The following is a 23,347-nucleotide window of genomic DNA, read 5'->3' as shown; positions in this document are numbered from 1 at the left end:
TCGCGGGCCGGCCGATCCGGCCCCCGTCCGGGAGGCTAGCGCGAAACGCTTCCAGGACTCAGCGGGACATGTCCCGCTGAGTCCTGGAAGCGTTTCGATGAACTTGCAAATCAAACGCGCTGAGACGACCTTGAAGAGCCGAGCATACCCTGTGACGAACGGGACATCGTTGGGGTATACTCATATAAAGCAGAAGGTTTTGAGCCCTCCTGCTAGTGTTGCTTTTGTGGGTGATACCCACGCCGAACAGCCGTCTCCACCAAAGGCGGCTGTTCTCATGCGTAGACATTACCCATTTAGTTTCGGATTAACCGAACATGACTTCTTGCGCCAGCAGAACCAGCGCAAGAAGAATCGCTGCCGCGAGCAGCAGCGTGGCGAGCTTCTGCAAGAGATCCCCCCGTCTATCCCGTTAAACTCGGAGGGCACCGCCCGCTCGATTGACTTCAGTTTACCATGTTGACCTGCTAGATAAAACATATGTTCGATAACTATAGAGAGCTTCGCTAACGAATGGCGCTTTGTTGGCCCTTCGCCTCACGGCTGTAATGCGCTCGATTTCTGAAAAGCCGTTTAGGAAAGAATTCGCTAATGAGATTACTGGCGGGTATTCCGGCTCTCGACTCATGTGTTATCTAGCGGCGTCTCAGCCGTGCTGCCCCCGGCCGCCTTGATAAACTTGAGATCGACAATCTATCTGTCTTTCTGCCGGCGGGGGGCGGGGGCGGGGTTGCCGAAAAAGGCGTATACCCGCTGGCAAGCAGGGGCGCCAGCGGGTATACTGTACGCGAGCAGAAGGTTTTTAGCCCTCCTGTTTTAACAACTGACTTTGTGGGTGAGCCCACGCCGAACAGCCGTCTTGCCAGAGGCGGCTGTTCCCTTATCGCGCGGTCCCACCCGGTCGGATCACCTCTTCCTTAGAAGCAGGATCAGGATGATCGTCATGGCTGCGAGGACGGCGAGCGCCCTCGACAGCTCGGTGAGCTCTGCGATCACGGGATCCCTCCCTTCCACCCTGCTGGACTCGGAGGGCACCGCCCGCTCGCGTATCTACATTATAGTGCATGTACCTGCAAGAAGAAACACATGTTCGTAGAAATCAATCATCATGCGCCCTGTCGTGTTGGGGTATCTTGAAGCCAAGGAGCACCCGATCTCATCTATAAAAAAACAATAGACTCGTAGTCCGGAGATGCGCCGGCAAGAAATATCTCCTTATACATTAAACCTTGTGCCACCATAGAGAAGTGCTCGTTGTCCAGGTTTTAGCGAGACGAGGTTCGATATGGGCGCTGTTCCCCAGGGATTTCCCCAGCGAGTACGCCGCGAGGGGCGATTGCTGCAGTTTGTGACTCATGCACCTCATGCAGACGACGGAGAGCAGGCTATCGTCCTGTGCAAAGATGATGCCGGTGCTCTGTTCTACTTACCACAAGAGGAATGGCTGGCAGATGCGCACCAAGCGTCGACTGGGTCTCAAGATGATAAGCGCCAGCTCCCATTGCAGGGAGATGCAAGCATTCCAAACGATATGCGACCAAATACGGGAATCGTGACGTCGGCGAGTTCGACTGCGGATAAGGTCGCGTTGTTCAAATCGCTTTTCCAGGCCCGCAGCGACGTGTATGCCCATGGCTATCGTCGAAAGGATGGCGGTATTGGGTACGCGCCGGCGTGTGCGAATGAATACGCGCGTGGCATCTGTCCAAAATGCCTGGGTGCGCGGGTTGAATGTGGTCGATGCGACCGGCGGGCGTTTCGCAAACTTACCGACCGCGTTCTTGTTGCTCATTTCAAGGGTGAAGATGAGCGGCTGCGCGACGTTGTCGGTATATACGTGTTGCTTCCACCAGACGACACAACGTCGGTGCTCGTTGCGGACTTCGATGGTGTGGGTTGGCGCGAATCAGCAAGCGCATACCGGGATGCAGCGCGTGCCCATGGGCTCGATCCGGCAACAGAGCGTTCGCGTTCGGGCAATGGGGCTCACGTGTGGCTGTTCTTTGCCGAGCCTGTCTCTGCACGCGACGCCCGCCGATTGGGGACGCGGCTGCTTGCTGAGGCGATGTCTCGAACACAAACAGTTGGCTTCTCATCGTTTGACCGACTCTTCCCATCGCAGGACATAATGCCTAAGGGCGGTTTTGGCAACCTGATTGCTCTGCCACTTCAAGGCCGAGCGGTTGCCAAGGGTAACAGCGTGTTTGTGGATGATGAGTTTCAAGCGTATGCGGATCAGTGGGCGTATCTCTCATGTGTTACCAAGGTGGGCAAGCAAGGGGTTGAGAACCTCATACGGAGAGCTCATGGCAGCGCTCAGGCTTCGTTACGCTCGCTGACGAGGAGCTGCCGCGAGCAGTCTGCAGAGACGGAATCTGACAACGCTGTGGAAGGAAATCGGCCGGTTTCCTGCGGCGATGCCGCGCTTGATGCGTGGGACTTCCCTCGACATCTCTCAATTGTCCTGTCCGACATGCTCTATGTGCCCGAGGCTGGGTTGTCACCCGCGGCGCTTAGCCGCATTAGGTGGATTGCCGCTTATGCCAATCCGGAGTTCTATCGTGCGCAAGCGCAGGGTCGTTCTGTCTACAACATATCTCGCTACATATATGTTGGCGAGACGAGGGACCTCTCGGATGCATTTGCTGGAGCAGGTAGTGCACACGAGGGCGTTCCTGCTGAGTTGGTGGATGGTTCCGAACGGGCTGTAGCGCTTCCCCGTGGATGTCGTGATGAGCTTGTCGAGCTTCTTAAGGCTTCCGGGGTGGATTTTGACATCCGAGATATGCGGACAAGCGGCAAACCCGTCGAGCTTGAGTTTGTCGGCGAATTGCGCCCTGACCAGCAAGAGGCCGCGGAGGCATTGGTGAAGTACGATGGCGGCATCCTTTCGGCGCCAACCGGCTTTGGCAAAACGGTTATCGGAGCGTGGCTGATAGCGCGGGAGAAGGTTTCCACTCTGGTAGTCGTTCCTAAAACGGCTCTTTTGTCACAGTGGCGTAAGAGCTTGTCCGGATTTCTTTTAGGGCCCGACGGTAAGTTCGAGGTCGGTGTGCTTGGGGGCGGAAAAGCGCGGCTCACTGGGGTGGTCGATGTCGCAACATTCCAATCACTGACTAAAACAGATACACATGGCGTTCGATACCTGTTGCCCGAGGCCAGGTCGTACGGCATGGTGATTGTTGACGAATGCCATCATGCCGCAGCGCCTCAGCTCGAATTTGTGCTCAAGCGGGTGTCAGCGCATCGAATCTTTGGCCTTTCGGCGACGCCTCGACGTTCCGATGGACTCGATCGAACGCTTTCGATGGTGTGTGGCCCCATCCGTTATGCCGTGGACCCAAAGGAGCAGGCGCGACGCCAGGGATTCGCTCGTCTGCTTGTGACGCGGTTTACGGGCGTGCGTTACCCAGGCTATGAAGTTGGCATGACGCACAACCAAGTGCTGGATCTGTTGTGCGAAAGCGAGGCGCGCAACGCTCTCATTGTGGATGATGTTGTCCGTGCGGTTCGCTCCGGGGCGGCCGCGCTGGTTATGTCTAAACGTAGAAAACATGTGAGTGACCTCACAAGGAGGCTTAAGGAAGCCGGCCTACAGCCGTATCAGATAACGGGCGATGGAACCCAACGGTCACGTCAGCGAATTGTGGCCGAGGCCCATCATGCTATGGAGAAGTTTTATAACCCTGGCGCGACGTCAGATGTGTCCTCGGGGTGCGACGCTCGAAATGTGTCAGCAGTCCTGCCTGTGATTGTTGCCACTGAGAGTTGCCTTGGAGAGGGATTTGATATGCCCGAGCTGACCGCGCTGTTTATGGCGACTCCGGTTTCGTATTCCGGCGTTGTCATTCAGCAGGTGGGCCGGTTGCACCGAGTGATGCCGGGCAAATCTGCCGTTACGGTTTACGATTATGTTGACATTTCAATTCCGCAGCTCGAGCGTTCTTACAAGCGGCGTCTTAAGGTCTATGCATCCTTAGGATACGAGGTTGCTGGAGGCTCAGAGGCATCAGATGGCCCGCGTGGCTCATTTGTCGACGCCGCGACGTGGGCTGAGAGTTTCACCCGGGATGTCCAGGCTACCCTTCGTTCAATCGAGGTGTTTGCCCCTTGCGTTGATATGGAATGCGCGCGCATGCTCGCGCCTGTGCTTGAGCAAGCGGTGAGCAGAGGAATCCGGATCTCTTGTTATATCGGCAGGAGGGCACCTCGCGGCCGCTCGCATGTGTGTGAAGACGCGCAGCCTGTCCGCACCTTCGAACAGGCTGGCTGTAAGGTTGTTCCAGCGCGCGTCATTCGATCGGGGCTTGCCGTCTTCGATGAGAAGATCACCTGGTATGGTGACCTGCCATTGCTGGGCAGACCTTCATCTGAGGCAAGCAGTATTCGGATTGACAGCGCCGAGGTTGCTCACGATTTGTATCAAGAAGTGTGCCGTATAAGCGGGCTGGATAGATTGGTGTAGAACTCAAGGCAGATTGCGAAACCTGACAGCGCCTCACCTTGGCGTAGAACGAGGGGTATACTCGTAGCAAGCAGAAGGTTTTAAGCCCTCCTGTGGATAATGCTTGGTGGGTGAGCCCACGCCGAACAGCCGTCTTGCCAGAGGCGGCTGTTCTCTTATGCGTCGAGCATCACCCGCCCTCGGTCTAGCCGAGGAACAGCTCGCACCTCGCCAAAACTGGGAAAAATGCTAGGACAGTCGCACGTAATCGCATCCGGGCAGAAACTCGTTTCGGTTTTATGCAGTTAATTCGAAAAGTGCCGAGTACACCGCGATTTTGGGCAACAAAAGCGCAGGTCGCGTGTCGCCAAAAACGGGGTCTACTCGGCAAGTCGTAAATCAACTGCATAATAACGAAACGAGCTGCCAAGCGGGAGTCGCACAATCCATGCGCGGCCCCCGCTTCTTCATATCGAGCGATTCCCAGTTGTCCGCTACAGCACCAATAGCTAGGCAAGGATGGCCAAAAAGCGCCTCAGCTCTCCCTAAACAGCTGCCGCATCTTTTCTGTAATGTGCCGCTTGCGAGATTCGGTGCGGTTTCGGTCGATCGTCCAGCGGCCATCCACGAGGTGAATGCAGTCTCCCTGCGCTATCTCGGGAGACAGCTCGCGCAGCGGAATATCAGAAAAGGTCAGGTCATCGTGCTCGACGACCGCATAGCCTTCTTCGATTCTGTCAACGATGCCTCTCATGGATGTAACTCCTTCGTTTAAAAAAGCCGCAGAAGCCCGCTGGTTTACGCCGGCGGCCGACAGACCTTGCAGGCGCCGTAGCCCTGCGACAGGGCCTGAGCGGCGGTCATGGAGCGCAGGTTCTTGGAGCGCTTGATCGTTGGGCACCAGCTCAGGTGGTACTTGCTGCCCGACTTAGTCACATAGACAGTGGTGTTGAGGCTGGGGCCCGGATTAGGCGTCGGGTCGGGCGTTGGTTCTGGCTCAGGCGTGGGTTCCGGCTCGGGCGCCGGCTCAGGTTCAGGAGTCGGTTCGGGTTCCGGCTCCGGAGGCGTCGTGGGCGTTGTTGAGAACCAAACTGCGGAGGTATCGGAATACCCCGTGACGGAGCCCTGTGTATCGGTTCGGAAGACTTGGGACCCGCTGCCATAGAGCAGGTCGAGTACAGACTGCGTCGGGTGCCCATACGAGTTTCCCGCCCCGACCGAGATGACCGAGAACGTCGGCGTGGTCTTTGCCAGCAGGGAGGCAGAGGTGCCCGTGTTCGACCCGTGGTGGCTCACCTTGAGCACGTCGGCGTGGCCGGGCGCGTACGACGTGAGCTCGCTTGCGCTCGCATCGCCCGTGTAATAAAATGTCTTTCCACCGTAGTCGGTCCACACCACCGCGCTGTTGTCGTTGGAATCGTCTCCAATCGACTGCGGCCCGACGAAACGCACCGAGAGGTCGTCGGTGTCTACAATCGTCGTCCCGGCCTTTGCCTCGGTGATGGTCAATCCATGGGACGCGATGGTATCCAGCAGCACTTCCCAGGTAATCGTCGTATTGCCGCAATTCGGCGCATAGAGCTTCCCGACATCGAGCGAGTTGATGACCGTTGCCATGCCGCCGATATGGTCCGCATCCGGGTGCGTCATGACCACGTAGTCGATGCGGCTGTATCCAAGGTTGCGGATGTAGTCCACAACGGTGCTCCCATAGCGGGCGGTTCCCGCATCGATGAGCATGGTCTGCCCATTACCGAGCTCAATAAAGGCCGAATCCCCTTGGCCGACGTCGATGAAATGGCTCTTGTAGAGCGCCGGCTGTTTGTTCCCGCCGTGTTTGAAGACGAGGAACATCTTGGCGGCCTCAGCCCTGCTTGCGCCAGAGGTGGCGTTGAGGTTGTTTGCTCCGCCCATAATGCCCTGCTCGACGGCCCAGGAAATGGCCGATGACGACCAGGTCGAAACTGACGTGTGGTCGGGATACTTGAGCAGGCGGTCGGCATCGCTTGCCGTGTCCGCCCCGTTTGCCTCGCTGTAATTGCACAGAACCGCTGCGAGCTGCTCGCGAGTGATCGGATCGTTCGGGCCAAACCGGCCGTCCGGATAGCCGTTGATGACGCCGGCAGAGCGTGCCCACTCAATGGCTTTCCCATAGAACCAGGAATAGTCGACGTCGGGGAAATCGGGGGCGTCTGCCTCGGGTTCTCCTGCGATGCGCCACATGACCGTGGCGACTTGGCCGCGCGAGATGGAATCGTCCGGTCCAAAGGCTCCGTTGTCATAGCCGGTTAGAATGCCCTCATCCGACGCCTGATCGATGACGTCGTATGCCCAGTGGCTGCTGGAAACATCCGAGAATTCGGTGCCAAACGCCGGTGCCGGTGTCGCAAGCGACCCGATTGCCAGGATCGCCGCGGCGAGGGCCGCAATAACCGTTCGCTTTTTTCGCATAGCTGCTCTCCTTCCCATAGGGCGAACGCTTCGACCATAGCACCGCCGGTCTTCGTGCAAGCCAGAGGGTGGGGGAGCGGTTGTTGTGGTTCCGTATGCGGGGTCAGTTGTCTTGGGGGCTTGAGGTTCGCGGGCGTGCCGCTTCAGATGACTCGTGGCTAAATGATGCGATTTATGACCCTGCGTTGACCGTTTGCTTTCAACTTTTCTAGGGAAGTCGAGCACGCGTTGTACCTCGGCAAATTCCAGTTGTCCCCCTCAAACAATAGTTTGGTAGGGGGTTAAATTTATGTGACGATTATCTGTCAAACCGGTAAACGGTGGGCGCACGTTACGCAAATCCCAACAGGCGAAAACGCGAGGTGACTAGATTTTTCACCCGTGCACGGTCGGGGCTTTCTGGCCTCGACGAGAGCGGTGCAACAAACTATTCCGTTTCGCTTTATGGCGGCCGAGAGTCGGCTTGCCATGTACGCCTGATGGGGGGAATGCAATATGAACACAAGCTACCGCGGGGTCGTGGCCGCCGCTTTGGTGGCGACGATGATGGCGCCCGCCGCGGTGCCGGGGGTTGCTTTCGCGCTTCCCGACACGGGGGAGGCTTCCGTAGCGGCAAGTAGCGTCTTTACAGAGAATAAGACCTGGTCGTTTGATCCGAATGAAAACGATGAGCTCAAGAACACCGCTCCTCTTGAGGGTTCTGAGGGGAAGTACGACGGAATCAGCATCGACGCGACAGCAGATAAGAGCAAGTTCGCTCCTCGTTCAGATTATGGCGATACGCAGGTCAATGCGGGTACGATTCTCTCGGTCGTGGTTGGTCCCTCGGAGAAGGTCGCCACGCTCTCGATCACGCTGTCCGGTGGTTCTACGACGGCTGACGCTTCTGTGGGAGATGCTGCTCCCGTGTCCGTCGAGTCGAGTAATCCCACCATCACCGTTCCCGCTAGCAGCACCGCGACGACCGTGAAGATTGAGTTCACTTCTGAGAAGTCTTATCTCGCTTCTATGTCTCTCACGTTCAACGAGGATTCCGAACAGTTTCCCGGAACGCCTACCGACATCGAGCCACGCGACACGTCGTGGGACTTCACGAGTACGCCTGATGACGACGGCGGCGGGATCCAGAAAACGACCGGGGAGCACGACGGACTCAAGATCGATGCATCGTCATCAGGTGCCAAGTTCGACCTTAGAGGCTCTGATGTCCAGGTGAACGCAAACACGATAGTCTACATTCCTGTCGCTGCGGACTCAGATGCTGCCGAGCTGGTTATAACTGAGAACTCCACGGCTACTTTCAATGTGACGGACGGCGATGTGACCCTTGAGGCTGTTAACGGTGTATACACTATTCCCGCAGGCAGCGCCCGCTACGTAAAGGTGGAGTTCACCGATATGAGCTACCTTAAGCTCATATCGCTCGACTACATTTCCGACACCTCGACGTACCCGGGCGCACCCGATGGCGTCGAGGCGGAGGACATGACCTGGAATCTCGCGGCGACCGAGGGCACCTCACTGCCCGATATCAACGGCACGCGAGGCGACTGGTCGGGCCTGCGTATCGATGCCTCGCGCGGCGGCAAATTCTCTGGACGCCCGGGCAACGGGGATACCCAGGTGAACAGCGGGACGATTGTTTATGTGCCACTGGCCGCTGGGGATTCGGCGACTCTGCGCATCGAGGCGACGGGGACCGTTGGCACAGACCTCTACGTGGACGGTGCGAAGGCCTCCTTCGGTAGAGACATCACGGTTGACGCGTCGAGGACGGCGCGCTACATCAAGCTTGAGTTCAGACTTCCCGAGGGTGGCACCGGCTCTACAAGCACATACCTGACGGGCATCTCGCTCGACTATGCTTCTGATGACGAGGAGACCAGCCATATCGTTACCGTCGGCAAGGACGGCAATTATCAGACGATTAGCGACGCGCTCGAGCATGAGACGTCTTCCCTCAAGGATCACCTCGTTTTGAGCATTGCTCCTGGCGACTACTATGAGCGAGTTGAGGTAAAACAGCCTGGTGTCATCTTCCAGAATGCTGATGAGTCGGGACAGCAGACGGTCACCATCCGCGCGTCGTACTACTCAGGGAACACGTGGGATGCGGATAATAACTACGCTCCCAAGGATGACTACGACCTCGGCACGGCAGAGTGCGCGACGGTACTCGTGAGGGCGAGTGGCACCGGCTTCACTGCCTACGGCATTACCTTCCAGAACGATTACAACGTCGTCGACCACGCAGAGGAGGGTAAGCAGACGCCCGCTGTGGCGTTCGACTCCAAGGCGGACAAGATCGTGCTTCGCAATTGTAGTTTCATCGGTCGTCAGGACACGCTCTACGTTGAGGGTGCGGGCAACCGCGTGTACGCGGAGAACTGTCGGATCGACGGAACTGTCGACTTCATCTTCGGCGACGCGGATGCCTATTTCGACAAGTGCACCATTAACATGGTGGCATTCCCGGGCCGCACGAGCGGTTACTACACTGCGCCCAACACGAAGAAGGGCTACACCGGTCTCGTGTTCAACGACTGCACGCTGACCGCGGACTCCTCGTTGAAGGATGTTTACCTTGGCAGGCCTTGGCAGACGCTGTGCTACTACGAGGGGCAGCATGTGGATGACGACGGCCACACGATTTACGAGGGCTTTAATGCCGGCCTCAAACATCCCAGCTACGCGAACGTCTCCTCCGCAACGACCTTCATCGGGTGCACCATGCCTTCGAACCTGTCCAAAGAACATTGGAGTCCCTGGATGGGCAGGACGGAGGACGGCAAGGATACCCATTCCATCTCGTTTATTAGTGATGTCCGCTTTGTGGAGTCAAACTGCACCTATCCGGGCGGAAACGCCGAGGGCCCCATCCTTCCCGGAAAGTTCGATGATACCGTTACCGCCGCTTCCTGCTACTCGGCCATGCTCATGGACGGAGCCTGGAACCCCAAGACCATCGCCAGCAGTTTGCCCTACGACGACAGCGGCGCCGTCTGGCCCGGAACCGAGCCGACCAACCCGCCGGTCGTGGTCCCGCCTGTGGGCGGCGGGTCGACCGGGACGCCCGAGACTCCGGACTACGAGCCGACCATCGAAGAGGGCGGCTCAGGTAAAGGCACGGTCGCGGTCAGCACCGAGAAGCCTGAGGCGGGCGACCAGGTCGTGATTTCTGCGAACCCCGACGCGGGTCAGGAGGTGCGCAACGTCCTCGTCACCGACGCCGACGGCAACTCGGTCGAGGTGACCGTAAACGAGGACGGCACCTACAGCTTCGTACAGCCCGAGGGCGCGGTCACCATCGAGGTCGTCTTTGGCTGCGACGGCGGTGACCTGTGTGTCGCGCACGGCTACGAGGATGTCAATGAGGCTCAGTGGTACCACGATGCGGTCGACTGGGCTGTGGAGAACGGTGTCATGACGGGGTACGGGAACGTGTCGGAGCCGACCTTCGGCCCGGATGACGAGCTGACGCGCGCGCAGATGGCGGCGGTACTCTACAACATCGCCGGCAAGCCCGACGTCGGCACACCCTCGTCCTCTGAATTCACCGACCTCGCAGGCGACGGCTGGTATCTCGACGCGGTTGCGTGGGCGTCAGAGAACGGCATCTTCATGGGCTACTCCGACGGCTCGGGCGCCTTCGGGCCGGACAATCCGCTCACCCGCGAGCAGGCCGCTGTGGTGCTTATGCGCTGTGCAGAAGCGATGGGGGTCGATACGTCGGCCCGCGCCGACCTTAGCACATTCCCCGACGGCACCGATGTTGACAGCTGGGCACAGGACGCCCTGTCGTGGGCGGTCGCCGAGGGCGTTCTGAGGGGCGCGGAACATTCGGACGGTTCGCGCACGCTGGATGCCAAGCAAGCCATTACGCGCGCCCAGATCGCTGCGCTCATGATGCGCCTGTCGGAGTCGCAGGAATAGGACACCGCTCCTTGCGCCCGGCCTAACCGAGGCGCTTTCAGACGAGCGTAAAACGTGCATGCCCCGGATGTCCCCACCAAGGGATGTCCGGGACATGTCTTTGTATGGCTTCAGTTGCTCGAGCGTGCTGTCCGGCTACTCGGACGTGCTGTTCGGCATTGATTTGCTTGTCATCGCCGATTCTGCGACCGAGGTTTTCCGATGGCTCGTAAAGAGGCCCAACGCAAGGCTCTGGCACGATTCGTACCGGATTCGTACCAGGCTGCAAGCCAATGAAGGAGAGTGTTGCAATATCAAGCGATCTATCTGCGGAAATATGAAATTCCGTCCACGGGCGTTCCAGCGTGCTGCAGAGCTTTTCATTAGCTCCCAGCTAATGAAACCAACCGGCCAAATCCCTATGCTGGGGCTTGTTGGGAAGCAACGCATGCTCCTGGCTGCCAAGGGCACGTCGGGAGGGAAGGAACGGTTACCATGTCGGATTTGATTCGGCGCCAGCCGCGCTCCGTGGCGGCCATCGTGGGCCTCGTGCTGGGTATCATCGCGGTCATCATCTCCTGGATACCCATCGTCAACAATCTCGCGTTCGTCGTGGGTATCGTCGGTGTCGTGTTTGCCATCGTCGGGCTGGTGGGGACGCGAAACGGCGAGAAGGCGGGCAGGGGCCCTGCCATCGCCGGACTTATCGTGAACATCGTCGCGCTTGCCATTGTGTTCGGTACGCAGAGCATGTACGGGGCCGCCATCGATGGGCCTGCGGCTAGCTCCACGTCGACCTCTGACGACGCGCCCTCAAACGACACGACCGCGACCGATGAGTCCACAGATGCCGCAGGCGCCGGCGCTGCGGAGGACTACACCGATCTGGCTGTGGGCACGTCGGTCAACCTGGAGAACGGGCTTGTCGTTACCGTCGACTCGGTTCAGGCCGGCCTTACGAATTACGACGGCTCGAGTGTCGTGGGCATTCAGGTCACCTATGTGAACAACGGCGACGAGGGCGCAAACTACAACCCCTACGACTGGAAGGGGCAGGACGCCCAGGGTGCGCAGGAGTCCAGCATCTACTACGCCGACGGAACAAACCAGCTTTCCGCGGGGACCCTTGCGGCCGGAGGCAGCGTGACGGGCAATATCTACTTTGCGGGCGATACGGTCATGGCGCTCTACTTTAGCTCCATGCTCTCGGATACGCCCACGGCAAGCTGGACGCTCGCATAGCGCCATGCCGCGAAAAAGACCGGGTTTTCGCCATCCCCATACCGAGGAGAGGAATCGCGACCGGGTGCGTGAGACGCGCGCCCGGTCGCGGGTGCGCAAACGGGCTCGGTTAGATAAGATGGACGGCACGAAGGGCATGGGGAGGTGGATGATGACAGGCGACAAGACGACGGGCGCCGGCGCGCAAAGTGCTGACGAGCCACTGACCGACGAGCTGCTGCACGAGCTCCTTTCATCTCCCAGCCCGATTGATTTCACCGAGGCTCGCGGCATTACCCATCGGAGCCTGGCGGAGTATCTGAACCAGCTGCTCGAGGCGAAGGGGCTTAAGCGGGCGGACGTGGTGCGTGCTGCCGGCATCAACGAGACCTTCGGCTACCAGATCTTCAAGGGGCAGCGCAACCCCTCGCGTGACAAGGTCCTGCAGCTCGCGCTTGCTATGGGCTGCGATCTGCTTGAGACAAACCGCCTGCTTAAGGCAGCTGGTGTCAACGAGCTGTACTGCAAAGATCGTCGCGACGCGATCATCCTGTTCTGCATCGATCGAGGGTTGGGACTGCTCGAACTCAACGAGGAGCTCTATCGGTTTGGCGAGGAGCCGCTGGGAGGCTGAGCCTGTATCGCGCGGTTTGGCTGATGCGGTGAGGGCGTTTGCGCTGCCGCCGGGCCTCAAAAACCGTTCCGGCGCAGGTGCATGGGCGTGTCCGCACCGTCTGCTACCATGGGCACTATGAAAGAGGCAGATTCCACATATCACGCGGCACAGAATGATTCGGGCGCGATTTCGAGCGACGCGACCACACAGGATGCCGCTCGCGCCTCGCTTCACGAGGAGCTCGATGCCTACCTGGCCTCGGTGAGGCGGGATGACTGCTATCGCGTGGTCCGGCCGCTCGGCCGCGCCGGCACCACGGACCTTGTGATGTTTGTGGGCGCGAACGGGGCGGAGCTGGGGCCGTTGGTCCGTAAGCGCATTCCTTTGGGGGATGGCCTTGGTGTTGGCTATGAGGAGCTCATGCGTCTGCAGCGTGCGGGAAGGCGTTTTGTCCATCTGCCGCGCCTCGTCGATTGCTACAAGAGCGCCCACGAACTCACAGTCGTAAGCGAGTATGTCCCCGGGGAGACCCTTGAAGAGCTGGTGCGCCGTGCGGGCGGCTCTTACGACCTTGCTGCCCGTGTCACGCCCGCTCTCTGCGACGCGGTCGTAGAACTCCATGGCGCGCTTGACCCTCCGCTTATCCACCGCGATCTCACACCACGCAACGTGGTGGTGGGGGAGGGCTCTTCGGTGACGCTCATCGACCTGGGCATCGCCCGCCGACATCGTCCGGACGCCTCGTCGGATACCGTGCATCTGGGGACGCGGGCCTATGCTCCGCCCGAGCAGTTTGGCTTCGGTCAGACAGACGTGCGCAGCGATGTCTACGCGCTGGGCATGCTGCTCTGGTTTTGCCTGACGGGAATCGAACCCGCAGGTAAGCTCGACACTGCGACCCTGCGAGCGGCCGGCGTATCCGACGCCTTGGCCGAGGTGATCCAGACTGCGACCGCATTCGACCCCGACCATCGCTATCCCACGGCCCGTGCCTTCCGGGTCGCGCTTGTTGCTGCGCTCGAGAAGACGAGCGAGCCGCGCACGGCTTCTCCGGAACATGCGCCCGCCCCAACGTCTGACGGTGTCGAATCCGCTTCGGGCGGAGCAGCCGCATCTGCGCTGCGTGCGTCTGTCGCTTCATCTGACGTCACACCCCAGCAGATCGGGCCGACCTCACGTACAGCGGCGGTGGACGCTTCGGCGGCCCCGCACGCCGTTTCGGTGGGCCTTGCCGCCGATGTCTCGACGCCGGCGACGCGCCGCCGTTCTGAACGTGCCGGACGGGTGCGCAACGTAGTGCTTTTAGTGCTCTGCGTGATACTGGCGCCAGCGCTCGTCAATGCTGTTCAGCATCCAACGGGCAGCAATGTGGGCAAGCCCATCTGGTATGTGGCCGTGATTGCCTTTGGTTTTGTCTATCCAGCCTGCTTGGGCGCCGCCTACCTTGCTGCAGACAAACGCCGGCTCTATCGGCGTGTTCCGTCGCTGGCGTCGCGCACATGGCGGCAAGACCTCAAGGCATATGTCCTCATGCTTCTGCTGCTCTTTTTCGTTCTGCTCGTCTGCACGGCTGTTATCTCCTAGCGTCGCCCGCGCCTCCCATGATGCTGGCGCCAGTCGCCGAGAGTTATGTCTGGCGCGTCATCAAAGTCGGCACATCCGCTTCGCGCGGCCAGCACGCCCCGCACCCGCCACCGAGAACGGCGCGCCCGCGCCCGAGAAGGCGCTGGCCACACTCCGCGCAGCCAGCGCGCCCCGCACCCGCCGCGCCCCGCACCCTGCTTTTTTGACGAGTTGTCTATATCTGCCACAAGCACGAGTACAATAGCAGCTTATTGAGTAAAAGGAGGAATCTGTGTCTTTGGACTTCGGTCGGCGCGCTGACCTTGCCGATGTTCGCCGCGTCGGCATTCCCCGCGCGCTTTTGTACTATCGCTATGGCATTGCCTGGCGCACCTTCTTTGAGCAGCTTGGCTGCGAGGTTGTGCTGGATGCCCCGTCCGACCGCGGCACGCTCGAGGTGGGCGACCATCTCTCGGTAGACGAGTGTTGTCTGGCCTCGAAGCTGTTTTTGGGCCATGTTGCCGCCCTGGTCGAGCAAAACGTCGACGCCGTCTTTGTTCCGAGCCTCATGGGCTATGGACGTTTCGACACGTTCTGCACCAAGTTCCAGGCGCTGCCCGACCTTGCGGCCAATGCGTTTGCCGTCGCGGGTCAAAGCGTGCGGATCATCTCGCTGCGCATCGATGAGCTGCGGGGCGAGACGGAGGAGAGCGCCTACCTGGGGCTCGCCGCCCGCTTCGGTCTCTCGCACAAGGAGGCCAAGCGCGCCTACAAGGCGGCTGCCGCGGCCCAGCGCGACTACGACGCTAGCATGGCGCGCGAGCAGGAAAAGCTCGTCAAGAACCTCTCCAAGCTTCCCGCCCAGGAGCGCCCGCTCACCATTCTCATCGCGGCCCATCCGTACGTGAGCCACGACCCGTTCGTGGGTGGCGTGGTGGAAGACGCGCTTCGTGAGCAGGGCGCGTGCGTGCTCTTTGCGGACGAGACGGACAAGCCTCGCTCCCTCAAGCGAAGCTATGAGTTCTCTCATTCCATTCCCTGGATCGTGAACCGAGAGCTCATCGGCTCGATCTTGGCCCTGCACGACCATATCGACGGCATCGTGCTCATGAGTGCCTACCCCTGCGGTCCCGACTCCATGTGCGACGACGCCATCGAGCGCTGCATCAAGGGCAAGCCGATCCTCACGCTCACCGTTGACGCACAGGCGGGTACAGCGGGCGTCGAGACGCGCGTCGAGAGCTTCGTGGACATTCTTTCCTATCAGAAGAAGGGCGGGTACCTCAATGCGTAACTATCAGTCGCAGCCCGAGCAGGGCGTCGGCGAGCCCCGCGTCAAGGACCCCTCCGAGGAGCGTGGCCGCATCACGGTGAACGAGGGCAAGCCCCGGCCGCTGTTCTTTACCGGCAAGCGTCCCAAGCGCGACCGTCACTCGCGTCACAAGGTGTCGTTCTTCCATTTCCGCAACTACGAACCCGCATTCAAGTATTTCACCGAGCAGGTGCTCGACGCGGATTTTGTGCCCACGCCCACGCCCACGCGTGCTACGATCAAGCGCGGCGAGGAGATGAGCGCGGACTACGTGTGCACGCCTTTCAAGCACATCATCGGTGACTATGCGGCGGCGCTTGACCAAGGAGCCGATACGCTCGTTCAGGTGACGGGCTTCTGCCGGCTCAACTACTACGGCGAGCTGCAGGAGATGATCCTGCGCGACGCTGGGTACGACAACTTTCAGATGCTTAACTTCTCGGACGTGGCGACGGGCAAGGTGCGCGACTATGTGGCCTACTGCAAGAAGGTCGTGAACCCCAACCTGTCGATACCCAACGGCGTGAAAAACCTGCTGGGCGCCTATCGCATGGTGGAGCATATCGATGCGTTCCGCGACCGCTATCTGGCCAATGCCGGCTTCGAGGTCGAGCACGGCTCGTTTGATCGCGTGCGCAAGGAGTTCATCTCTGCCATGAACGCGGCCACCTGCAACGCCGACATCGAAGATGGCTTCCGCCGGGCCATGGATGCGCTCGACGCGCTGCCCACGCGTAAGCCCGTCGACCCGGTGCGCGTGGCCATTGTGGGCGAGTACTACACCGCGCAGGACCCCAACAGCAACCTGGACCTCGAGCAGAAGCTGCTCGACATGGGCGTGGAGGTTGCCAACTACATGTCCATCTCCAACTTCAATCTGCATTACAACGCCAAGGCCATGCAGGCGAGCATCGCCGAGTACAGCAGCTACGACATGGGTCCTACGTCGACCTTCAACATTGCCTACGCCAAGCGTGCGGCCGAGCAGGGCGTTGACGGCATCGTGCATATCAAGTCTGCCGGGTGCACGCCCGAGATCGACGTCATGCCGGTGTTGCAGCGCCTTTCGCGCGACTACCACGTGCCGGTGCTGTTCCTAACGTTCGACACGCAGACGTCAGACGCCGGTCTGGACACGCGCCTCGAGGCGTTCTACGACATGATCGCCATGCGGAAAGTCCGCTAGACAGCTGGGTTTGCTCAGGGCTGCTGGACGAGGGGCGCTGGCGTTTGCCACGCCGCTGCGTCCGGGCCCCGATAGTGAGGCTTGTTGCCGCCGCCCCGGCATTTCGTACCTGTTGCTGGAATCGTTGTTCAAAGAGAAAGGTTTGCTCCATGGAAGCATATCTTGGTATCGATACGGGATCCATTTCCACCAAAGGCGTGGTGATCGGTCCCGACAAGAAGATCATCGCCCGCTCCTACCTGTGGACCGAGGGCGACCCATCGGGCGCTGTCCGTCGTGTGGTCGACGACCTGCGTTCGCAGATCGACCTCAACGAGGTTCACGTCATGTCCATTGGCACCACGGGCTCGGCTCGTCGCCTGGTGGGCGCCATGCTCGATGCCCAGGTGGTGAAAAACGAGATCACCGCGCATGCCGTGGGCACGACGTTTTTGCACCCGGATGTCCGCACCATCCTGGAGATCGGCGGCCAGGACTCCAAGATCATCTGCATCGAGAACGGTATTGCCGTTGACTACGCCATGAACACGCTGTGCGCCGCTGGTACCGGCTCGTTCCTGTCGAGCCAGGCACATCGCCTGGGTGTAGAGGTCGAGGAGTTCGGCGAGATCGCCCTTACCTCCGAGAAGCCGGCCAACATCGCTGCGCGCTGCACCGTCTTTGCCGAGAGCGACCTGGTGCACAAGCTGCAGGTCGGCTACGAGAAGAAGGACGTCATTGCGGGCCTGTGCCGCGCGGTGGCCACGAACTACCTCAACAACGTGGGCAAGGGCAAGAAGATCGAAAGCCCCGTGGTGTTCCAGGGCGGCGTGTCCAAGAACGTGGGCGTGGTCCATGCGTTTGAGGAGGCGCTCGGCAAGAAGGTCATCGTCGACCCCGACGGCCACCTTATGGGATGCTTCGGCGCAGCCCTGCTTGCAGCCGATGCACCCAAGATGCGTGACGAGCCCTTCAAGTTCGATATCGACGATTTCGAGTTCCGCACGCGCGAGGTTGTGTGCGGCCACTGCGCGAATCACTGCGAGATCGTGTGCGTCTATCGCGACCAGGACCTCATCGATTCCTGGGGCAACCGTTGCGACCGCGGCGCGATTAAGGTCAAATAGCCTGTTTCAGTTTCTGTGCTGGTTACCAAAAAGCCCCGGCTTCCCGGGGCTTTTTCTTATCGCTGTCGTGCGATGATTGCGGCGTTTTGTGGTGTGGTTGTGGTGTGCCGCGAATTAGATCAGGTTCATCTGGCTGGCGACCTTGTTGTACCAATCCTGCCAGGTGGGCGGGCAGTACTTCTGGGCAGCTGCGGGCGTCAGGGTCGACCCATAGACGCGCTGCAGGTAGGAGACGTGCTCGTTGATGGCTTCCTCCCAGCTGCCAAATGCACGCCAGCCGCCGCCGCTTGCGCTCATGCCCCAGGCATTGAAGCTGTTGGCGCAATGGGCGCCCTTGGTGCTCTCGATGCAGGCGATGGCGGGAGACCAGCGGGGGTCGACGCCATACTGCCAGGCGGCGGAGGCAAAGGTGTTGCCATAGCCGGCAAGGGGAGAGCCCGCAAGGTAAGCGTCGATACGCGGGCCCCAGGTGGCCACGAAATCGTCGCGGGAGATGTTCCAGTCAACGCCGCCGGCGCCCACGGTCACGTTGGCGGTCTCGCCGGTGGTGGTAGCGGTGCTGTTGGGGTTGCCGCCGCTTACGCCCTCGCCCTCGGCAGGGGCGGTGTCCTCGGCAAGTGCGGCAAGCTCGGCGGCAGCTTCTGCCTCGGCCTTGGCCTGTGCTTGGGAGCGGAGCTCCTGAGCCTGGGCAAGTGCGTCGGCTGCGTTCTGCTTCTCCTGCTCAAGCTGGGCCTTCGCCTGGTCGAGTTCGACCTTCTGCTGCTCCAGGTCCTGCTGCATGGTGTTGAGGTTCTCGATGGCCTCGTTGCTGGAGGACTGGATCTGGTTCATGTACACGCAGGTGGTGATGAAGTCGCTCAGGCTCTCGGAGTTGAGCACCAGGCCCGCCAGGGGGTTCGAACCCTTCTGGAACTTGTAGAGCTCCTTCAGAGCCTCGCTTGCGCGCTGCTGGGCCTCGGGGAGCTGTGCCTCGATGTCCGCGATGTTAGCGGTGTTCTCATCGATCTTCGCCTGCAGCTCGTTCAGCTTGGCGACGGCGTCGTCGTACGCCTTCGCGCTGGCTTCAACCTGCTCGGTGGCAGAGGAGAGCTGGCTTTGAGTCTCGGCCGAGACGGCGTACGCCGAAACGGGGGAGAGCACCGGAGTCGCCGCAAACGCGACCGCGAGTGCAGCGCACGTGAGTGCGCGGGCGGGTCGGGAAGCGACCACGGAGATGATGGAACGTTTTGAATCTCGCATCTATGTCCTCGACATTCTGCTTTGCCTGAAACGCTGATGCGATTATAGCTTCGCTTAAAATATAAATAACCCCCTATGCAATCCTTAAGGCTCAAGTTGAAGGTTTAACACTGGTATCTACCAGCGGATTTTATGAGTTGTTAAGAAATTATGGGGGTTCAAGCTCACCTTTAAGGTTAAGGATTTGAGGGGGTCTAACAAATGGAAAAGTACCCTCCAAATTCCCTTGTATACAGGATGATAACAGGGCAAAGGGTGAATCAAGTAGGGTATGACGCTGCATATCGACGGAGCGTGACCCAGAGGGCGAAGCGCGTGCGAAGCGCATGCCTGATCCAGCCTTGCTGTTGGCGCTTGCCGGTGTTTCGTCAACGCTCGGTTTCTCCCCAGAATCGGCTTTGGTTCTGAAACAAAACTGAGCGTCGGCGAAAACGGCGCTCGCCGATGCTCAGTTTTGCTTCATTTGCAGCTGCATAACAAAGCGGGCGACCCGTTGTTCGAGCCGCCCGCTTGGACGTTCGTATCAATGAGGAAGGGTGAAGCCGTTAGCTTGCAAGGAACTTCTTGCGCGTGAAGAAGTTGTACCACGTCACGCAGAAGGTCGCGATGACCTTCATGGCCTGATAGCCAATGTTCAGCATGGTGACGCCGATAAACATATAGAGGTCGTTCAGCCCCAGCCCAATGCACGAGAGAATCGCGAAGATGGTGAACTCGCGCTTGCGGCTCATGTCGTCGCGATGCTCGAACACATAGCGCATGCTCAACACGTAGTTAAGAGCGACCGAGGTAAGAAACGAAACCGTGGTGCCAATGAGAACGTCGACGTGGAAGGTCTCGACCAGCACGATGAGCATCAGCCAATCCACCAAGAAAGAGAGGATGCCGACGCCGGCGAACTTGAAGAACTGCTGCATCGAGGGACGCTTGAGAACAGATTGCACGCAACCACTTCCAACGAAGACCAATGGTGAGGTGAGCGGCGGGGCGCCAATTTGTTGTCTCAGCGTAAAACCGCTCGAAAAGGTACGAGTACTATACGGTAATCGTCAGGGTTTTGTAAGCGCCGGAGGGCGTTCTATACTAAGTTTGCAAATTGTGCGCAGGCGCCGTCTCCCGGCGTCGTTCGTGCGGCGAGAGAGGGGGTCGGCATGGAAGCGAATGCCGGTTCGGATGCCATGGTGGGCGAGTGCCCCCAGGCGCCGCAGAATGCGCCGCGCCTGCCCGTTCTCGTCATCGTGGTTCCCTGCTACAACGAAGAGGCCGTGCTCCCGCGCACACTGCCGCTTCTGCTCGACGAGCTTGAGCGGCTGGTTGCGTGCGGCAGCGTGAGTCCCGGCAGCCGCCTCCTTTTTGTTGACGACGGCAGCGACGATAGCACCTGGCGGATCATCGATGAGGCCGCGGCGCGTGACGAACGCATCATGGGGGTGTCGCTTTCGCGCAACTGCGGCTTTCAGAACGCGCTTATGGCGGGGCTTCTGGAGGCTCGGCGGTGTTGTGACATCTGCATCAGCATCGATGCCGACGGCCAGGACGACGAGCGCGCCATGGAAGGAATGGTCGAAGCCTATGCTCAGGGCGCGCAGGTTGTCTACGGTGTTCGGTCGAGCCGGGCTTCCGACGGCGTGTTCAAGCGCGCCACGGCCCAGGGCTTCTATCGCTTCATGGCTGCCATGGGCGCCAAGACCGTCTACAACCATGCGGACTACCGGCTGCTCTCGCATCGCGTGTTGGACGAGCTTGCATCCTATACCGAGGCCAATCTGTACCTGCGTGGCCTGATTCCGCTGCTGGGATTTTCCTCTGCCACCGTGTCCTACGAACGCCGGCCGCGCCTGGCGGGCAAGAGCCACTATTCGGTGCCGGCGATGGCGACCCTGGCGCTCGACGGCATCACGAGTCTCACGGTCAAGCCTATCCACCTCATCGCCGTGGCGGGCGGGATTCTCTCCATTGCGAGCGTCTTCTTCATAATTTGGGCCATTGTCGTGTCCTGTATGGGACACGCGGTGCCCGGCTGGGCGAGCTTGGTGTGCATCATCAGCCTCATCGGCGGCTTGCAGCTCTTTGCGCTCGGCCTTATCGGCGAATATGTGGGGCGCATTTACCTGGAAGTGAAGCATCGTCCGCGCTATATCGTCGAGCGTCGCGTAGGCGTGCCGCCCCGCGCCGTACAAGAGGGTCGACCTGCCGACGAAGGTGAGTCTACGGGCGCGACGCGATAAGTGCTGCGGCGTGATGGACGCTCCGGGAGCCTATGCCTTCGGCTGCTCGCCGTGGTCTTCCAGGAAGATCTTGCGCGTCACGAAGTTCCAAACCATCACCACGGCGGTGGCAAAGATCTTGACGGCGCGATAGTCGAGCACGAGGCGCTCGGTGCCTATCCACATGAGCGCGTCGTTGATGAGCAAGCCCAGCACCGAGAGCACCACGAAGATGATGAACTCGCGACGACGGCTCATGCCCTCACGGTGGCGGAAGACGTAGCGCATGCTCGCCAGGTAGTTGAAGATGACCGACACCGTGAACGAAATGGTTGCGGATACGACGGGGCTGAGCCCGAAGACCTCGGTGAGAAATACCATGACGCCGAAGTCGATGACAAACGCGATGACGCCCACGACGCCGAATTTCATGATTTGTGCCAGAAGCTGTCGCATGGGATCTCCCTGCCGACGAGACGCTCGCAAGATGCTTGCGGGATGTATGTCATCGGCACAGTGTAGCCGTTTTGCCAAGGGAGGACCAGGGCGGCCGCTTTGACGGGGCAAGGATGGCCGTTGAAGGGCGACTGTTTTGACGGGTCCGAGGCAGCCGTCGTGGGGCGAGGGCGGCGAAGCGGACACGCGCGGCCCTCGTACCAGGCTGCGTATTGTGTTGACGATTTGTCGACAGATGAGGAAATGCCGTCAACACCTGCCCGTTTTCGTCGTTCATACGGTTGAGAAGACGCGACGTAACGTCAACATGCGATAATACGACCTGAACGCGCGCGAGGACGTGCCGGCGTTTCGAGTCCACGTCTCGTCGCCCTGTCTGCAAAGGAGAGTGTTCATGGCCGACTATATTTTGAGCTGCGAGTCCACTGCCGATATGACGCGCGAATACTTTGAGCGCCGTGATATCCCGTACGTTTGCTTCCACTACGAGATCGACGGCGTCACCTATACCGACGACCTGTTTCAAAGCACGACGCCGGATGCGTTCTTCACGCGGTTGAAGAACGGCGCCCAGGCGAAGACGTCTCAGGTGGGAACGGGCGAGTACGTTGCCTTTTGGGAGCCGTACCTCAAGGAGGGCAAGGACATCTTGCATCTCACGCTCTCCTCGGGCATCTCGGGCACGTACAACTCGGCATGCCTGGCCGCCGAGACGCTTGCCGACAAGTATCCCGAGCGCACCATTCGCGTGATCGACTCGCTTGCGGCGTCGTCGGGCTACGGTCTGTTGCTGGACTACATGGCCGACCATCGTGACGCAGGCATGTCGCTCGAAGAGCTTGCTGCCTGGACCGAGGATCACAAGCTCGAGTTGAACCACTGGTTCTTTGTGTCCGATCTGGACTGCCTCAAGCGCGGAGGACGCGTCTCGGCGACGAGTGCGCTTATCGCCACAGCGCTCAAGATCTGTCCGGTCATGAACGTCGACTATCAGGGCAAGCTCATTCCGCGCGAGAAGATCCGCACCAAGAAAAAGGCCATCGTGCAGCTGGCCAAGAAGTGCGTCGAGCATGCTCAGAACGGCTCTGCTTATACGGGGAAGTGCTTCATTTCCCAGTCTTCCTGCCTTGAGGATGCCCAGGAGGTCGCGCGCCTCATCGGCGAGCAGGTGCCGGCGCTCAAGGACAACATCCAGATCTTTAGCATCGGCACGGTCATCGGCGCGCACACCGGTCCGGGTACGGTCGCGCTCTTCTTCATGGGTGACAAGCGCGTGGACTAGCGCTACCTGGCAGGCGTCGGTTGGAGCGCCTGCCGTCTGGGGAGAGGCCCTGCATCCAGTCGTTGAAGCAGGCGCAGGGCCTATCCTCTTTTCATGCAACATGTGGGCCGCGGCCCACAATCTGGTAAGCTGTCACATGTAACTGGTGCCGTGGACGACCATAAGGAATGGTGACAAGGCGAATGGGCATCATGGATATCGTCGAGCCGATCGGCCTGTTCATCGGTGTGATCGTGGCCGCAGCCCTCATCTATGCCTTGATTACGGCAATCAAATCGCACTTTGGTCGCGGCGAGCGCAACGATGCGCCGCGTGGCGGCAGTCATATGCGCTAAGTCGTTCATCGCGACGC

16 protein-coding genes are annotated in these 23,347 nt (G+C 60.0%); 11 read left to right on the top strand and 5 right to left on the bottom strand.

The annotated features are described in order from the left end of the window. Nucleotides 1-1,285: 1,285 nt before the first annotated feature. Complete coding sequence (locus B5F33_RS09480) at nucleotides 1,286-4,465, top strand: DEAD/DEAH box helicase family protein (RefSeq protein ID WP_087411569.1); 3,180 nt, start codon at nucleotides 1,286-1,288, stop codon at nucleotides 4,463-4,465. 514 nt (nucleotides 4,466-4,979) lie between these two features. Here the strand turns inward: B5F33_RS09480 and B5F33_RS09475 are convergent. Together B5F33_RS09475 and B5F33_RS09470 are read right to left on the bottom strand one after the other, a co-directional pair. Continuing rightward, complete coding sequence (locus B5F33_RS09475; RefSeq protein ID WP_087411568.1) at nucleotides 4,980-5,198, bottom strand: DUF3006 domain-containing protein; 219 nt, start codon at nucleotides 5,196-5,198, stop codon at nucleotides 4,980-4,982. 44 nt (nucleotides 5,199-5,242) lie between these two features. Next, complete coding sequence (locus B5F33_RS09470; RefSeq protein ID WP_158095351.1) at nucleotides 5,243-6,895, bottom strand: S-layer homology domain-containing protein; 1,653 nt, start codon at nucleotides 6,893-6,895, stop codon at nucleotides 5,243-5,245. A gap of 495 nt (nucleotides 6,896-7,390) precedes the next feature. Between B5F33_RS09470 and B5F33_RS09465 the strand changes: the two genes are divergently transcribed. The 7 genes from B5F33_RS09465 to B5F33_RS09430 all read left to right on the top strand — a co-directional run bounded on the left by B5F33_RS09465 (nucleotide 7,391) and on the right by B5F33_RS09430 (nucleotide 17,811). After that, nucleotides 7,391-10,828, top strand: a complete 3,438-nt coding sequence (locus B5F33_RS09465) for a pectinesterase family protein (RefSeq protein ID WP_087411566.1) — start codon at nucleotides 7,391-7,393, stop codon at nucleotides 10,826-10,828. Nucleotides 10,829-11,302: 474 nt separating this feature from the next. Then, on the top strand, nucleotides 11,303-12,049 hold the full coding sequence (locus tag B5F33_RS09455; RefSeq protein ID WP_087411564.1) for a DUF4352 domain-containing protein: 747 nt from the start codon (nucleotides 11,303-11,305) through the stop codon (nucleotides 12,047-12,049). A gap of 148 nt (nucleotides 12,050-12,197) precedes the next feature. After that, entirely contained in the window at nucleotides 12,198-12,662 is a 465-nt protein-coding gene (locus B5F33_RS09450; RefSeq protein ID WP_239285029.1) for a helix-turn-helix transcriptional regulator, read from the top strand. Between the two features lie 87 nt (nucleotides 12,663-12,749). Continuing rightward, entirely contained in the window at nucleotides 12,750-14,228 is a 1,479-nt protein-coding gene (locus B5F33_RS09445; RefSeq protein ID WP_158095350.1) for a protein kinase, read from the top strand. 271 nt (nucleotides 14,229-14,499) lie between these two features. Then, nucleotides 14,500-15,501: an acyl-CoA dehydratase activase-related protein gene (locus B5F33_RS09440; RefSeq protein ID WP_239285027.1), complete on the top strand. Its 1,002-nt coding sequence runs from the start codon at nucleotides 14,500-14,502 to the stop codon at nucleotides 15,499-15,501. Further along, nucleotides 15,494-16,705 carry a 2-hydroxyacyl-CoA dehydratase gene (locus B5F33_RS09435; protein ID WP_087411562.1) on the top strand — a complete coding sequence of 404 codons (1,212 nt, stop codon included), beginning with the start codon at nucleotides 15,494-15,496 and terminating at the stop codon, nucleotides 16,703-16,705. The genes B5F33_RS09440 and B5F33_RS09435 overlap by 8 nt, the downstream gene beginning before the upstream one ends. Before the next feature lie 149 nt (nucleotides 16,706-16,854). Beyond that, nucleotides 16,855-17,811, top strand: a complete 957-nt coding sequence (locus tag B5F33_RS09430; protein ID WP_087411561.1) for an acyl-CoA dehydratase activase — start codon at nucleotides 16,855-16,857, stop codon at nucleotides 17,809-17,811. Between the two features lie 114 nt (nucleotides 17,812-17,925). On the opposite strand, the gene B5F33_RS09425 is transcribed toward B5F33_RS09430, so the two are convergent. Next, a complete protein-coding gene (locus B5F33_RS09425; RefSeq protein ID WP_239285025.1) occupies nucleotides 17,926-19,050 on the bottom strand; it encodes a hypothetical protein in 1,125 nt (374 codons plus the stop codon). Between the two features lie 545 nt (nucleotides 19,051-19,595). Continuing rightward, nucleotides 19,596-19,994, bottom strand: coding sequence for a GtrA family protein (locus B5F33_RS09420; protein ID WP_087411560.1), 399 nt, complete (start codon nucleotides 19,992-19,994; stop codon nucleotides 19,596-19,598). Nucleotides 19,995-20,201: 207 nt separating this feature from the next. Between B5F33_RS09420 and B5F33_RS09415 the strand changes: the two genes are divergently transcribed. After that, nucleotides 20,202-21,278: a glycosyltransferase family 2 protein gene (locus B5F33_RS09415; RefSeq protein ID WP_239285023.1), complete on the top strand. Its 1,077-nt coding sequence runs from the start codon at nucleotides 20,202-20,204 to the stop codon at nucleotides 21,276-21,278. Nucleotides 21,279-21,308: 30 nt separating this feature from the next. On the opposite strand, the gene B5F33_RS09410 is transcribed toward B5F33_RS09415, so the two are convergent. Beyond that, entirely contained in the window at nucleotides 21,309-21,713 is a 405-nt protein-coding gene (locus B5F33_RS09410; protein ID WP_087411559.1) for a GtrA family protein, read from the bottom strand. Between the two features lie 394 nt (nucleotides 21,714-22,107). On the opposite strand from B5F33_RS09410, the gene B5F33_RS09405 reads away from it, so the two are divergent. Together B5F33_RS09405 and B5F33_RS10930 are read left to right on the top strand one after the other, a co-directional pair. Next, nucleotides 22,108-22,995: a DegV family protein gene (locus tag B5F33_RS09405; RefSeq protein ID WP_087411558.1), complete on the top strand. Its 888-nt coding sequence runs from the start codon at nucleotides 22,108-22,110 to the stop codon at nucleotides 22,993-22,995. 182 nt (nucleotides 22,996-23,177) lie between these two features. Next, nucleotides 23,178-23,330: a hypothetical protein gene (locus B5F33_RS10930; RefSeq protein ID WP_158095349.1), complete on the top strand. Its 153-nt coding sequence runs from the start codon at nucleotides 23,178-23,180 to the stop codon at nucleotides 23,328-23,330. Nucleotides 23,331-23,347 lie beyond the last annotated feature (17 nt).

The organism is Collinsella sp. An2 (assembly GCF_002160065.1).
In the GTDB taxonomy this organism is placed as follows: Bacteria; Actinomycetota; Coriobacteriia; order Coriobacteriales; family Coriobacteriaceae; genus Limicola.
This window is presented reverse-complemented; position numbering and strand designations above follow the sequence as displayed.